The sequence below is a fragment of the Sinomonas terricola genome, assembly GCF_034931225.1.
Lineage (GTDB): Bacteria > Actinomycetota > Actinomycetes > Actinomycetales > Micrococcaceae > Sinomonas > Sinomonas terricola.
On record NZ_JAYGGQ010000001.1, the window covers coordinates 195,440 to 208,274 of the forward strand.

A 12,835-nucleotide genomic window follows, 5' to 3' on the forward strand; every position below is an offset into this window, starting at 1 on the left:
GGAGAACCGTCTGTGAAACGCTTTCTCGCACTCCTCGGGGCTGGGTTGATCCCTGCCCTTTTCATTGCCCTCGTCGTCTGGGGTGGCCAGTCGGGACAGGACGTGCTGATCGGCGTCGGAGGGTCTGCGCTTTTCATGGCCGGGGCGATGGCCGCCGTCATCTTCGGGACTTACGCGATCACGGGGAGGTGGCCGAGGTGACCGACTTCTACCCCGGCCGGCGAGTCCGCGTCGTCGCCGAGGGCTCAATCCGATGCGGTCAGGACGCGGTGATAACCCGCATAGCTCCCGGCGGCCCGCTTGCTGGACACGTGCCCATCGCCGTCGAGTTCCCAGATTGCAGGCCCAGTGCGTACGGCGCAGATGAGCTGGAGCTTCTCGAGTGAAGGCCGACGACATGTGCGAACCCTGCTCGACTGCGGGCATTGCGCCCACGACGACCCCGACGTCCTAACGGTGGCACACCTGTGCCACACCCCGGAATGCCGGGCTCACGTCAAGGCCATGTGCCAAGGCTGCCACCTCCACTATGACCGCGACCACCATGCAGAGACCAGAGCGGCCACGAAGGCTGCCGGTCTGGCGGCCGCAGGCCAGATGACCATCTACGACGAAGGAGCCCCCGATGCGTGACCCCCAACTTCCCGAGGCCGCTGTCGAAGCCGGGGCAGAAGCCGCCACCGACTACTGCTCGGAAGGACGATGGCCTGCTCAGGCGAACGAGGGTGAGGTGCGAGAAGCCCTCACCGCCGCCCTCCCGCACATCGAGCGGGCCGTCATCGAACGGCTCATCGCGAAGGCGGATGCGCAGGATGACGCCGAACAAGGAAGAGATGGCCCGAGAGGCCGTGTACCGCCAGCAATGGATCGAAGAGCACAAGCGCGCCGACGAGACGGTCTTCGACCCCAAGACCGGGATTCCCGTGGCCGCGATCTACCGCTACCCACCGCTCGCGCACTACCGCGAGAACCAGGAGTTCTGGAACCAGTTGGCCGATGCAGTGGCTAAGGAAGGGAACTGACATGACCACGATCAGGAGCGCTCAGGGCCACGATGTCACCATCGAGCCCTCGGATGTGCGCGAGGGTCACACGACGATCAAGGTCGGGCACACCTACGCCTATCCGTTGCCGCGAGCCAAGCTCGCGGAGGCTGAACGCACCCTAACCGAGCTTGCGCCGGCCCGTGATGAACGGGTCATCGCATGGGAGGCCATCGTCAAGCATGTAGCGTTCCAATCCTGCTACGACGAGGATCGCCCACTACTAGACGCCGCATTGGACCGCATATCGGCACTGCTTGCTGCCGAAGCCGAGCGTGACGCGCTCGCCGCCACCATCGGGCGGGTAAGGGAGGCCGTCGAGCGTAACCCCGAGCCGTGCACTGAGACGGAGTTCACGTGTGGTTGGAAGCGCGCCGTGGTGGACATCCGCGCCGCCCTCGACCCCAAGCCCACGTTCGTCCTGCCCACGGAGGTTCCGGCGCGGATCGCCGTCCGCCACCGGGAGACGAACACCTACGACGAGCTCGTCCTCTGGACCGACGGCGACCGGCAGACCTGGTGGGACAACGAGGACTCGTCAGAGTACACGCCCGAGCAGGTCATGTCCGATTTCACCGGCCACCGCCTGATCGACGAGGAGGCGTGATGAGCGCACTCTCACCCCGGCAGATGTTCCTGCTCGATCAGGCATGCCAGCCGCTACGAGACGCCTTCCCGGATTACGGGCCGTACCTTGTCGGCACCGCGACCGAACGCGGCCCGTACCGTGACGTGGACGTGCGCATGATCATGTCCGACGAGTCATTCGACAAACTGTGGGCCGCCATAGGCCACCCTGCAATCTGGTTCCTCGGACTCGCTATCGGGCAGTACCTTGCGTCGCTGACCGGCCTGCCCATCGACTTCCAGATCCAACGCCAGACACAGGCGAACGAGACGCACGGGGGGAAGCACCGCAACCCTCTTGGCTTGCGCGGCCTCGAAAACTACAAGGGCGACACACCCGTCCGCGAGCCTAAGGAAGCTCAGCCATGACGCCAGACGACGGGCTGGAGGCGCTGCTCGCGGAGCACGCTCGGTACGCACATCTGCTCAACGAGGAGGTTCGCTGCGCCAATCCGGAGTGCTGGGCACTGATCGCCGAGCATTGCGACGAACTCGTGCAGCCGGACGTCGACAACGCCTTTGCCGCCCACCAGGCCGCCGTTGTCCGCGCCGCAGGGTGGCGGAAGACGGAAGCACGCGAGGAGTGGGGTGTCCAGACCGTGCTTGAGAACGGCAACACGTGGACCGACCCCTACACGTTCCGCCACACAGCCGAACTCGCCATCGCACGCAGCACCGAGCCGGCGAAGCTAGTCCGCCGCACACGCCTTAGTTACACCGCCGAGTTCACCGACTGGGAGGAAGCATGAGCTTCGAGCTTGGAGACCGCGTCCGCAAGGTCCGCGGCTCGTCGTGGCAGGGGAGCGTGGTCGGGTACTACTCGACCACGCTCACGCCTCGCGGAGTGTGCGTCGAGAGCGAGCGCGAGCCGGGGAGCGTGCAGATCTACCCGGAGGCGGCGCTAGAACCAGTTGAGGAGGAAGCATGAGCGAGCGCGACGAACCGGCGGCCGAACTCTGGAAGCACCACTACGAGGACTTCACGATGGCCCACGATGGCACGGAGAAGTCGTACTGCCAATGCGGCGCTGCCGTGTACCCGATGAAGTCGCTCGTCCAGCACCAAGCAGAGGTTGCACTCGCCCACCGCAAGCCGCGCACCGTCACGACCGCCGCCGAACTCGACGCGCTGCCCGTGGGGAGCGTGGTGCGTTCGGATGCGGGGACCATCGCATGCAAGTGCGAGGCGACGCGCGGTGTCGTCTTCGGCGATGACCGATCCTTCCCATGGCTCAAGCTCGCAACTCCCGCCACCGTCCTGCACGAACCCGAGGGGGAACGGTGATCTGGTGGCATGGCATCGTGTTGGGGCACATCGTGTGGAACATGCATGACACCCCGAATGGCCCGGTTGTCGGTCGGATATGCAGCTGCGGGAAGAGGTGGAACCGATGACTGACGACCGACTCGCCGCGATACGGGGGCGGCAGAAGGGAGCGATTGGGCAATCGTGGCATTGGTTGCCATTGGTGCGGCATTCCTGCTCGGATTCATCTGGATTATGGCCAACACAGGACCGCCACCACGGCGCGACTCGCGACCACCAGAGACACCCATGGAGCGTTACTCATACGCCGGGTGGAATCGGAACACCACGAAAGAGGGAGGCCGACCATGGCTGAGATCTTCTTCCAAACCGAAGGTGGCTTACATCTCTACGCCCGCGAGGTGGATAAGATAAATGCCATCGCGGACGCTAACGGCATCGAACGCGACGTCATGCTGCGGATCTACGACAGTGTGTATTCCTGCGGGGGCTACGACGTCAGCTCGTACGACGTCATCGACGGCCTACCCCGCGTGATCGAGGCATTCAGGCCCCTGATGGCAAACAAGGAGGCCGACCGTGATTGACGTGGCGAAGGCAGCGAAGATAGCGGCGGCGGAGCTTCAACCAAGGCGAATCATGACAATCACCGAATTTCTCTTGGCCAGAATCGCCGAGGATCAGCACCGGGCCGAGGTTGAGGCAATCCTCCGTGACGGCGACCCCTACTACGACGACGGCGAGCTCAACTCATTCGACCGCAGGTTCGACCCGGCCCGCGTCCTCGCCGAATGCGCGGCGAAACGGGCGATTGTCAAGTGGGTCAACGACTGGCCACTTCGGCCCGCGCCGCCATCATCGGTCGATGGCGTGCTTGAAGCCCTCGCCGCCGTGTATGCCGAGCACGAAGACTACCGAGAGGAGTGGGGACTGTGAACGACCAAGAGCTGAGCCGGCTCAGCGTGAACATCAACGCCCAGACGCTGGCAGAGCTGAACTACCACCTCGCAGCGATCCGGGGAACCACGCGAACTGAGGTCATCCGCCATGCCGTCGCTCTCGCCAAGTTCCTCGAAGACGAGCGTGTGAAGGGAAGGAAGATCATGACCATGAACCGCCGCGAGGGGGACTGGCGCGAGCTGGTGATAGTAGTCCCATGACCGCCCCGCCCCCGACACCCCGCCTCATCGGCTACACAGCGGCCGCGGCCCATCACGAGATGGAGTCCGTGGCTGTTCTCATGTCCAGCATCGCGCAGCTCGAGCTGGCCGACCATCGTCACCGGGTCAAGCGCACCGAACATCGCACTCCGAATAGCTGGGCGGAAACCCTGGTCTGCACATGCGGCGACTGGATTCACCCTGACGAGAGCTGGGACGCCCACATCATCGCGGCCGCAGGAGAGTGCGAATGACCGACTCCGAGCGCGACGCCCAATGGGTCTGCGCCGTCTGTGGCGAGACCTACGTCGTGCCATCCATGGCGAGGATCTGCGAGAGACGCCACGAGAAGGAGGGCACGTGAACGAGGAGCGGTGCTGTCGGGACTGCTGCAGCTCCATGCCTGGGATCTGCTACAGGGCCCGAGAGTGCTTCTGCCACCTCGAACAGCGCATCGTCTGGCACGAGCCGAGGAACCCGCCACACCGCGATCCTGTAGGCGAAGAAGTCGTGAATCGGGACGCGGCAAATCGGAGGAAGCACGGGAGGAGGAAATTTGCCGAGAATTCGCACGATAAAGCCTGAATTCTGGGATTCGCCATCCACTGCAAAGGCAAGTGCCGTCGCGCGCCTGCTGTTTATTGCTATGTGGAACTGGGCCGACGACCATGGCCGCGGGACCTTGAACCTGAAGGAGCTCGAGGGGTTCGCCTTCCCGCACGATGACATCGCCGAACTCAGTAGCGGAAAATCGCGGAACTTCCGCGACTGTGTAGCGGAAGTTTCCGAGTGCTTCGACGTGTCCTACTACGAGGTCGGTCGGAGGCAATACTACGCGATCCTCAAGTGGGAGGAGCACCAGCGCAACGAACGCCGCGCAAAGTCCAAGTTTCCCGCTCCTGAAGACGGCAAAATCGTTGAAATCACGCGGGAGAAGGCATTAGTCACGGAAGTTCCGCCGCACAGTAGCGGAACTTCCGTGCAACTGCACGGAAGTTCCGGCATAGGAACAGGGGAACAGGGGAACAGGGGAACAGGGGAAATCGTCCCCACCTCCCAGCCAACGGTCACCAGGGCGAGCCGCACGATGAGCGATGAGGGGAAGGCCGCACTCCGCATCGTCCATGCATGGGAAGCTGCCCAGACCGACAAGGTTCCCATCCGGACGGTCAACGATGTGACTGAGCAGATCCAGCAGTTCATCGCCGAGGGAATAAGCCACGAACGGATTGCCGCAGGCCTCGCCGAATGGTGGGAGGGGAAATATCCGCCGAGCACGCTGGCCAACTATGTCGCCAAAGCCGGACGCCAGAAACTCGCCACCGGAACAAAACGCGCAATGGAAACAATGGCAATTGACACCAGCAGCATTACCGCCAATACGCAGCAGGAGGAGCCGTGGGGATGACACCCGACGAGACCAAGAAGTTCCTCGCCAAGGTCCAGATCATCGACAGCCGCACCGTGGACCTCGCGACCATCGCGACGTGGCACGAGGCGATCGGGCACAACGACTTCGCCGACGTCATGATGGCGCTCGACGCGCATCGGAGGTCATCGACGGCATGGGTGACCCCGGCGCACATCAATGAGCTCGTCAAGCTCATGAAGCTGAATCGCGAGTCGCTGCGCAATCGGGCCAGGGCGATCGGGGCGGGACCCACGCCGCCCATCCAGGGACCGCCTGACTGGTTCCGTGCCGAGGCCGGGCTCACCATCCCCGAGGAGCATCCGGACGTGAAGTGCCCGCACTGCGGGGCCAAACCCCACAGCCCCTGCATGGTCAGGGGCGCGCGCAGGGAAAGGCCGATGCGCGAACCCCACCCATCCAGACTCGAAGCCGTCTCAGCCGAGGCGGCTTCTTCTTTGCCCGAGACCGAAGAGGAGCCTCCGTGGTGAAGCTGAGGGATGCGATCGCCTGCGCCCGCAAGGCAGCGCTTGAGTCGGACCGTGAAATCCTGGACGCCGAAGCGTGGGGCGAGATCTTCGAGGCTTCCATGCCGGATATCTTTGACGCCATCGCGGACGAAGCCGAGGCTGAGCACGTCGGCTTCGACATCGAGTTTGCGGGCCTTCCGACAGCCGGAACGATGGAACGGATGCGCAAGACGCTGGCGACTGCGGCCAGCTATCGAGACGCCACGGTCAAATGGCTGCGAGCAATGGCGGAAGAGGCCCGCCAGTGACCGGCCGGCGCATCCTCGAGCTGGACGTTCCGGCGCCGTGTGAGTGGATCAACTCGAATGACCGCCGCCACCACTTCGCCAAGGCCAAGCTAACGAAGCTCTGGCGCGAGGCTGGGCGGGTCGCCGCGCTCGGGCACGAGCCGTTCGCGGGAAAGGTCCGCATCGTGGCCCACATCTGGAAGGTCCGCGGTGGCCGCTGGGATGCAGCGAACTACTGGCCGACCGTCAAGGCGGCTGTCGATGGCGTCGTGAGCGCTGGGGTGCTCGACGACGACGACTGGGAGCACGTCGAAGGCCCTGACATGCGCAGGGGCGGCAAGGGTGCCCCGAGGATCATCCTGACCATCGAGGAGGCCCTGTGATCACCGAGACCTGCGGCTGCGGGGCGAGCATCCAATACCCCGCCAAGCACGGCCACCGACACGCACGCGAATGGCGCGACACGCACGCGCACCAGCCGAAATCCGAGGCCCACTTCCAGCACGAGGAGATGCGCGCCGAGGTCGGATTCTGCCTGCCACGACGGGACGAGGAGGACGAGTGAGCTACATCGACGAGAACGGCATCGAGCACGTGACTGCATCAGATCCAGTCTCGGGTTGGGCCAATGCGCACATTGCGAGTTGCCCGCTATGCGCCACGCGATTCGGTGCAATGACCGCATGGGGCGGTGGGGTTCTCCCTGTGGCAGCTTCCGGGTCTGATGCTGAGGCATTACTCGACGGAGGCGCTGAGGCCGTCGTGGTCATCAGGGGGCCGCACGGGTGACCCTCGCGGACAACTGCCACCGACTCTGTTCCGACCACCTAACCATGGGCCCGAAAGGACCCATATCCGTTCCCGCACTGCTGGACCAGCTCGCTGAAGCCGTCAAGCCCAGCCTCGGAGGAGGCACCGCAGGATCAGCCGGGATCCGCATCCTCATCGACTCGAAAGCCTTCGGAGTCCAGAAGAAGATCGGCCAACGAGCCCGAGCCCGGCAAGCCGAACTCATCCCCAGGTTCGCCGGCACCGTAAGAGAAGTCATCGCCTCATGGGCCATAGAACCCATCAACGGCGAATGGCAGGAATACCTGACGCTCGAAACAGCCCAATACATCGGCTGGATCGAGGAAGTCCTAGACCCCGAACGCCTCTACCACCCCAACGCGCCATGCCCAAGCTGCGGCCAACAGTTCTACGGCGAAGACCGTGACAAAACCCTCGCAGTCCGCTACCTCGATCCCGAAACAGGTGAACGCCTCCACATCAGCCAACTCGCCATGTGGTGCCAAGCCTGTGCAGCCGAATGGGCCGGCGACGAAGTACTCGCCATCGCCCAAGCCATCGCCAACAGCACCAAATGAACGCAACCCTCCTACTCCCCCAACCTGGGAGTAGGAGGGCTTTCGGCGTTTAAGGCGACGACACGCCGAATAACAGCAATGTAGTTACACCGATGTCATTTGGGTGCTAGGCTGGTCAGCGCAAGGCGGTAGTGTCTCTTGATCCAGACACACACCGCCTTTTCTCATGCCCAGAGGGGGAGGTTGGCCATGGTCGCCACCATCTGGCTCAGGCTGTGGGCATCCTTCCACAAGGCTCGGCTGTGGTGGCCCGTCGGGTGGGACCGATACCGGTGAGCCGCACCCACCGCACCGCAGATCACCGCTGGCGGGCCGTAGCAGCACGTGTCTACGAAGAAGAGGAACTGTGCTGGATCTGCGGGCGATGGGTTGACCAGACGATCCCCCGAGCGCACCCGATGAGCCGCAGCGCAGACCACCTCATCCAGCTCCAGCACGGCGGCAACGAATACGACCGCGCACAGGTCAGGCTCGCCCACTACGGCTGCAACAGCACCAGGTCCAACCGACTGCGCAGCATCACCCGAGCCGAATGCTCATGCAAATACGGCCGCCCATGCGGACCTGTCGGCAGGGGGGCACCCCGCGGCTACGTAGCGGAGGACCCCAGTCGAATCTGAAAGTGCGGTGAGTGCTGTGGTCGAAGCACACGAAGGCGTGAAGCTCAAGTGGCCCAAGCACCCCAAGCACCCGCACCACGGACACTGGCCCAAGCACCCCAAGTGGCCACACCACCCCAAGCACCCGCAGACGCCGAAGCCATCAGGCAAAGGCTGAGTCCGGACCCGGCGTCTAGCCGCATGGAGCGGGCAGGGGGACCCTACTGGGGGATGGTTTCCGGGGGTGGTTTAGCCGGTGGGTATTACCCACACCACGTACATGACGACATGCGAGTGCGTGAGTGTGCGCAACGAGGCGAACCAGCAAGCAAAGGCTGAACGAGCGCGGCAATGCCGAACCCGAGCCGCCAGCCGGGAGGTGTCAGGCAGCCCAACCCTGCAGCGCGGCACACCCACCGGGGGTATTTTTTGAATGGCATTCCCGAGTAGACCCGCCGGTCGCGCTCATTTTTCTCCCCATGAATTTTTCCGGCCAGCGTGGACATTCCAAAGGAGGCCCGGCGTGGCGGACTCCGACACCCTCCGCAAGCGCCGATATCGGCATCATATGGCCGGAGATCACGGTCTCTGCATTCCCGGCCGCTGCAAGGCGCTCGACGTCCCGGCTGTGGACATTGGGCCCGAGTCCAAGGCTGCCGCGGAACTCTGGGCAGCCCTTACTGCTGACGGTGACCTCACTCCGCTCATGAAGCCCCTCGCTGTCGAGGCCTGCCGGATCGTCGGCCGGCTCGACAGGCTTGACCGCCAGCTCGACGGACATGACTGGTTGCGCTTCCACGCCAACGAGGACCAGACGGAGGTAACCGTCTATATCGACAAGGCACTGTCTGAGGCGCGCGAGCAGGCAACGGCCCTCAAGGGGATCGTGGCCGAGCTGGTGAAGGGCCTGCCTTCGTCGAAGAAGCCGCAGGATAAGAAGGGCGGTGGCGTCCTTGCCGACCTCGCCGCCAAGCGTGCTGCTCGGGGCGGAACGCCCGCGGGTTGAGCTTCGTCCGGCCGACATAGTCGATTCTGATGGAGATCTGGCTGCCGACCTGATGGAAGCAGCCGGCAAGCCTCTAGAGCAGTGGCAGCGCGATGGCCTCGACCTCATGCTCTCGATCCGCCCGGATGGCAAGTGGGCGTGTTATGAGTATGCCGAGTGGGTCGCCCGCCAGCAGGGCAAGGGGGTCCTCGGCGAGGCGCGTGTCGTCCTCGGCCTGCTTGTTCTCGATGAGGACATCACGTGGTCCGCGCACAAGTACGATACGGCCCTCCAGGCGTTCCGCCGCATCCGCTCCGTCTTCCGCGGCCTTGGCGTTTCGCACCGCAAGGCCGCCGAGGAGACTATCGACGTCGATGGCGTCGTGATCAAGGTGTGGAATTCCAACACCGAGCGCGGTTTCGAGCGTCTGGACACGGGCAAGCGCATCCTTTTCTTCGCTCGGTCCAAGGGTGGTCTGCGCGGCTTCAGCCCCGATGTCAACGTGATTGACGAGGCATTCGCATATACCGCTGAGCAGCAGGACGCGATCATGCCGACGCTGATTGCGAAGCCGAATGCGCAGACCATCTACTTGTCGTCGCCGCCACTGACTGGCGACACGGGCGAGGTCATGTACTCGCTGCGGAAGCGCGCAGAGTCGCAATCCTCTCGTCTGGGCTATCGAGACTGGGGGCTTGCGGGCGATCTTGAGTCCATCGACTCGATTGACATCCACGACCATGAACTGTGGGCGCAGACGTGTCCGGGTCTCGGTCGTGGTCGCGTGACGCTGGAGACGATCGAGGCGCTATGCCCGCCCGAGGGATCGATGACCCGGAAGGGCTTCGGGCGCGAGGTGCTCGGGCTCTGGCCGAAGCAGATGGCGACCGGGGGCGCGATCGACATGACCGCATGGCGCGAGCTGATGCTGGACAAGGAGTCGCGCCGCGATGGTGATGTTGCGATCGCTGTGGATATTGCTCCGGAGCGCGACTATGCGGCTATCGCCCTGTACGGGCTCCGCAAGGACGGCAAGGGCCATGTGCAGATCGTGGATTACCGCCCCGGAACCGACTGGCTTATCGGGCGCATTGAGGAGTGGCGCAAGTCCCTCGACCCGATCGCGATCGCGATGGGCAAGGCGACTGCAGACTCGATTGAGGTTGACCTCGGCAAGCGTGGAATAAAGCGTCCCGAGGATGCCGAGAAGCCGAAGCGTGGCGACCTCGCCGTCGCATCGTGGTCCGAGATGTCTGCGGCGACGGGCCAGTTCCTGGATGCTGCGCGGCAGTCTTCATTCCGGCACGTCGGTCAGTCCGAGCTGGACACATCGGCCGCCGGGTCGAAGACGAAGCTCACGGGCGACTCGCTCGTCTGGGCGCGCAAGGAAGCCGGCGCTGATACGTCCCCGCTCGTCGCCGTGACGCTCGCGCGGTGGGCTTATGAGTCCCGCGCGCATCTGGTCAGGGCCCGGTCCTACAACCTGCTTGATTCCGTGTTCTGAGAGGGGGCTCGTTGGCTCTGTTCAGCAAACCCTTCCGGAAGAAGTCCAAGGCAGCGAAGCCTGAGGAGCGTACGCTCGATGTCTCCTCGGTGAACTACCCGCTGCGGTATGGGCCCTCGGTGGTCAATGAGGCTGTGGAGTTCGAGGCTGTGCGCCTCGCCCCCGTGTTCGCCGCCGGCAGGCTCCTTGCGACGTCGTGTGCCGGGCTTCCGCTCGAAGAGTTCGCGATGCGCGGCGATTCGCGCGTACGGACCCGGCTTTCGCCGCTTTTCGCCAAGCCTTCGGCGACTGGGACGGCCTATGACTGGATCTACAGGGCGGTCATCAGCCTAGCCTTCACGGGCAACGCGATCGGCGTCGTCACCGAGCGCGACTACCTTGAATACCCGACGAGGATCGAGTGGCTCAAGCCTGAACTCGTCTTCGTGCAGGACTCGCTCCCGAACCTCGGCGAGCGCGGATCGTACACCAATCCGATCTTCACCTACATGGGCCACGAGCTGCCGAATGAGGATGTCGTCCACATCCCGTGGTTCACGATGCCGGGCCGTGTCTGGGGCCTCTCGCCTCTCGGCGCGTATGCCTCCAGCGTGGGGATCGGCCTTGACGCGATGCAGTACAAGTCTGACTGGTTCAAGGGCGGCGGCATCCCGCCGGGTCAGTTCCAGAACAAGGAGCAGACGGTTTCCCAGGCCGACGCCCAGGTGATCAAGTCGCGCATCGTGCAGGCGATCCGTTCCCACGAGCCGCTGGTCTACGGAAATGACTGGTCCTATGAGCCGTTCACCATCCCGCATTCGGATGCCCAGTTCGTCGAGACGATGCGGCTGACGGCGACGCAGATCGCGGTTGTCTACGGCATCCCGCCGGAGATGATCGGCGGTGACAGCGGCAAGAGCATGACCTACCACAACGTCGAGCAGCACGGGATCAACTTCGTCTCGTTCTCGCTGCGCGGCTGGCTGGACAAGCTCGAGGCGGCATTCTCGGAGTTGACGCCCCGCGGTCACGTCGTGAAGTTCAACCCCGACGGCCTGATCCGCATGGACTCGCTGGCCCGGTTCCAGATCTACCAGATCCAGCGCAACATCGGCTTCTCCAACATCAACGAGCAGCGCGCCAAGGAAGACATGGCGCCGATCGCGGCGGACATGGGCGACGATTACACGCCGCTGGCTGTCATGGTCCAGGAAGCCCGCGCTGGGACCGTCGATGAGAATCCCATCGGCGAACTGAAGCCTGTGCAGCAGCCAACGAATGCTCCGAGCGAGGAGGGCAATTGATGGACCGCAGCAAGCTCGTCGACGCTCCCGAGCGCCGTGCGCTGCCGATGGAGGAGTTCGAGTTCCGCGCTAACGCGGGCTCAACGGTGCACTTCTCGGGCTATGCCTCGGTGTTCAACAAGGGATATGACCTCTACGGCGGACCGTCGAAGGGCGGCTTCGAGGAGCGCGTAGATCCCGGCGCGTTCAATGTGACGCTGAAGTCCAACCCTTCCGTGCACATGCTCGTGAATCACGATGGTCTCCCTCTGGCGGCAACCCGCTCCGGCACGCTGCATCTCAATACGGATTCGCATGGGCTCCTTGTGAATACGGACCTCGACACCCGCGATCCGGACGTCCAGCGCGTCCTTACGAAGGTGGAACGCGGCGATTTGAGCGAGATGTCATTCGGCTTCAAGACGAAGGCCGACGTCTGGCGGAATGCCAAGGGCGAACTCGATGACATGGGGCACTACCGGACCCTTATTGAGGTCAGTCTTCACGGCGGCGACGTCTCAATCGTGAACTATGGGGCCAATCCGAACACGAGCCTCGAGATCAACATGCTCCGCGCGCTCGAGTATGTCGCAGGGCTGGGTGAGGACGAGGCCCTCGAAGAGTTGCGCGGCCTTGATCTCACACCGGATCAGCGCGCGCTCGCGAAGGTTCGCCTTGCGAAGCTGGCTCAGCGTATCGACCCGCCGAAGAAGAAGACGCTGAGCCTCGCAGAGGCCAAGCGCCTCTCGGCCATCTAGACCCAAATATCCCGACGAACCCCCACCCCGGCTCCTGGCACTGGAGCGCGGGGTCTCCGTCATGCCCTGGCACTGGGATGCGGAGCGCGCTGTAGGGCG

General features: G+C 63.9%; 20 protein-coding genes and 1 pseudogene. All 21 read left to right on the forward strand.

Annotation, left to right across the window (positions count from 1 at the left end; genetic code table 11):
- Positions 1-12: 12 nt before the first annotated feature.
- The 21 genes and pseudogenes from SPF06_RS00930 to SPF06_RS01030 all read left to right on the forward strand — a co-directional run bounded on the left by SPF06_RS00930 (position 13) and on the right by SPF06_RS01030 (position 12,736).
- Positions 13-201: a hypothetical protein gene (locus tag SPF06_RS00930; protein WP_323277044.1), complete on the forward strand. Its 189-nt coding sequence runs from the start codon at positions 13-15 to the stop codon at positions 199-201.
- A gap of 611 nt (positions 202-812) precedes the next feature.
- Positions 813-1,022: a hypothetical protein gene (locus tag SPF06_RS00935; RefSeq protein WP_323277046.1), complete on the forward strand. Its 210-nt coding sequence runs from the start codon at positions 813-815 to the stop codon at positions 1,020-1,022.
- A gap of 1 nt (position 1,023) precedes the next feature.
- On the forward strand, positions 1,024-1,650 hold the full coding sequence (locus SPF06_RS00940; RefSeq protein WP_323277047.1) for a hypothetical protein: 627 nt from the start codon (positions 1,024-1,026) through the stop codon (positions 1,648-1,650).
- Positions 1,650-2,039, forward strand: a complete 390-nt coding sequence (locus SPF06_RS00945) for a hypothetical protein (protein ID WP_323277048.1) — start codon at positions 1,650-1,652, stop codon at positions 2,037-2,039. Before SPF06_RS00940 ends, SPF06_RS00945 begins: the two co-directional genes overlap by 1 nt.
- Entirely contained in the window at positions 2,036-2,419 is a 384-nt protein-coding gene (locus SPF06_RS00950; RefSeq protein WP_323277049.1) for a hypothetical protein, read from the forward strand. The genes SPF06_RS00945 and SPF06_RS00950 overlap by 4 nt, the downstream gene beginning before the upstream one ends.
- Positions 2,419-2,598 (forward strand): annotated as a pseudogene (locus SPF06_RS00955) (hypothetical protein); the annotation flags it as partial. The gene SPF06_RS00950 and the pseudogene SPF06_RS00955, both read left to right, overlap by 1 nt.
- Positions 2,595-2,954: a hypothetical protein gene (locus tag SPF06_RS00960; protein WP_323277051.1), complete on the forward strand. Its 360-nt coding sequence runs from the start codon at positions 2,595-2,597 to the stop codon at positions 2,952-2,954. The pseudogene SPF06_RS00955 and the gene SPF06_RS00960, both read left to right, overlap by 4 nt.
- Positions 2,955-3,283: 329 nt before the next feature.
- Positions 3,284-3,523, forward strand: a complete 240-nt coding sequence (locus SPF06_RS00965; protein WP_323277053.1) for a hypothetical protein — start codon at positions 3,284-3,286, stop codon at positions 3,521-3,523.
- Entirely contained in the window at positions 3,516-3,872 is a 357-nt protein-coding gene (locus tag SPF06_RS00970; RefSeq protein ID WP_323277054.1) for a DUF6221 family protein, read from the forward strand. Before SPF06_RS00965 ends, SPF06_RS00970 begins: the two co-directional genes overlap by 8 nt.
- Positions 3,869-4,096 (forward strand): hypothetical protein, encoded by a 228-nt coding sequence (locus SPF06_RS00975; protein ID WP_323277055.1) that lies wholly within the window; start codon positions 3,869-3,871, stop codon positions 4,094-4,096. Before SPF06_RS00970 ends, SPF06_RS00975 begins: the two co-directional genes overlap by 4 nt.
- The gene (locus tag SPF06_RS00980; RefSeq protein ID WP_323277056.1) at positions 4,093-4,350 is read left to right on the forward strand and encodes a hypothetical protein; all 258 of its coding nucleotides are present in this window, start codon (positions 4,093-4,095) and stop codon (positions 4,348-4,350) included. Before SPF06_RS00975 ends, SPF06_RS00980 begins: the two co-directional genes overlap by 4 nt.
- A gap of 302 nt (positions 4,351-4,652) precedes the next feature.
- On the forward strand, positions 4,653-5,504 hold the full coding sequence (locus SPF06_RS00985; RefSeq protein WP_323277057.1) for a hypothetical protein: 852 nt from the start codon (positions 4,653-4,655) through the stop codon (positions 5,502-5,504).
- The gene (locus SPF06_RS00990) at positions 5,501-5,995 is read left to right on the forward strand and encodes a zinc finger domain-containing protein (RefSeq protein ID WP_323277058.1); all 495 of its coding nucleotides are present in this window, start codon (positions 5,501-5,503) and stop codon (positions 5,993-5,995) included. Before SPF06_RS00985 ends, SPF06_RS00990 begins: the two co-directional genes overlap by 4 nt.
- Positions 5,989-6,282, forward strand: a complete 294-nt coding sequence (locus SPF06_RS00995) for a hypothetical protein (RefSeq protein WP_323277059.1) — start codon at positions 5,989-5,991, stop codon at positions 6,280-6,282. The genes SPF06_RS00990 and SPF06_RS00995 overlap by 7 nt, the downstream gene beginning before the upstream one ends.
- Complete coding sequence (locus SPF06_RS01000) at positions 6,279-6,644, forward strand: RusA family crossover junction endodeoxyribonuclease (protein ID WP_323277060.1); 366 nt, start codon at positions 6,279-6,281, stop codon at positions 6,642-6,644. Before SPF06_RS00995 ends, SPF06_RS01000 begins: the two co-directional genes overlap by 4 nt.
- Positions 6,641-6,826, forward strand: coding sequence for a hypothetical protein (locus SPF06_RS01005; protein ID WP_323277061.1), 186 nt, complete (start codon positions 6,641-6,643; stop codon positions 6,824-6,826). The genes SPF06_RS01000 and SPF06_RS01005 overlap by 4 nt, the downstream gene beginning before the upstream one ends.
- A gap of 268 nt (positions 6,827-7,094) precedes the next feature.
- Positions 7,095-7,628: a hypothetical protein gene (locus SPF06_RS01010; protein WP_323277062.1), complete on the forward strand. Its 534-nt coding sequence runs from the start codon at positions 7,095-7,097 to the stop codon at positions 7,626-7,628.
- A gap of 1,122 nt (positions 7,629-8,750) precedes the next feature.
- Positions 8,751-9,233, forward strand: a complete 483-nt coding sequence (locus SPF06_RS01015) for a hypothetical protein (protein ID WP_323277063.1) — start codon at positions 8,751-8,753, stop codon at positions 9,231-9,233.
- Positions 9,172-10,716 (forward strand): hypothetical protein, encoded by a 1,545-nt coding sequence (locus SPF06_RS01020; RefSeq protein WP_323277064.1) that lies wholly within the window; start codon positions 9,172-9,174, stop codon positions 10,714-10,716. The genes SPF06_RS01015 and SPF06_RS01020 overlap by 62 nt, the downstream gene beginning before the upstream one ends.
- Positions 10,717-10,727: 11 nt before the next feature.
- A complete protein-coding gene (locus SPF06_RS01025; protein WP_323277065.1) occupies positions 10,728-11,999 on the forward strand; it encodes a phage portal protein in 1,272 nt (423 codons plus the stop codon).
- Positions 11,999-12,736 (forward strand): HK97 family phage prohead protease, encoded by a 738-nt coding sequence (locus SPF06_RS01030; RefSeq protein ID WP_323277066.1) that lies wholly within the window; start codon positions 11,999-12,001, stop codon positions 12,734-12,736. The genes SPF06_RS01025 and SPF06_RS01030 overlap by 1 nt, the downstream gene beginning before the upstream one ends.
- Positions 12,737-12,835 lie beyond the last annotated feature (99 nt).

Excerpts from the sequence above, each read along its gene's own strand:
- SPF06_RS00990 (WP_323277058.1), top strand. The coding sequence starts at position 5,501 with ATGACACCCGACGAGACCAAGAAGTTCCTCGCCAAGGTCCAGATCATC.
- SPF06_RS00980 (WP_323277056.1), top strand. The coding sequence starts at position 4,093 with ATGACCGCCCCGCCCCCGACACCCCGCCTCATCGGCTACACAGCGGCC.
- SPF06_RS00965 (WP_323277053.1), top strand. The coding sequence starts at position 3,284 with ATGGCTGAGATCTTCTTCCAAACCGAAGGTGGCTTACATCTCTACGCC.
- SPF06_RS00960 (WP_323277051.1), top strand. The coding sequence starts at position 2,595 with ATGAGCGAGCGCGACGAACCGGCGGCCGAACTCTGGAAGCACCACTAC.
- SPF06_RS01030 (WP_323277066.1), top strand. The coding sequence starts at position 11,999 with ATGGACCGCAGCAAGCTCGTCGACGCTCCCGAGCGCCGTGCGCTGCCG.
- SPF06_RS01010 (WP_323277062.1), top strand. The coding sequence starts at position 7,095 with ATGGGCCCGAAAGGACCCATATCCGTTCCCGCACTGCTGGACCAGCTC.
- SPF06_RS00940 (WP_323277047.1), top strand. The coding sequence starts at position 1,024 with ATGACCACGATCAGGAGCGCTCAGGGCCACGATGTCACCATCGAGCCC.
- SPF06_RS00950 (WP_323277049.1), top strand. The coding sequence starts at position 2,036 with ATGACGCCAGACGACGGGCTGGAGGCGCTGCTCGCGGAGCACGCTCGG.
- SPF06_RS00945 (WP_323277048.1), top strand. The coding sequence starts at position 1,650 with ATGAGCGCACTCTCACCCCGGCAGATGTTCCTGCTCGATCAGGCATGC.
- SPF06_RS00935 (WP_323277046.1), top strand. The coding sequence starts at position 813 with ATGACGCCGAACAAGGAAGAGATGGCCCGAGAGGCCGTGTACCGCCAG.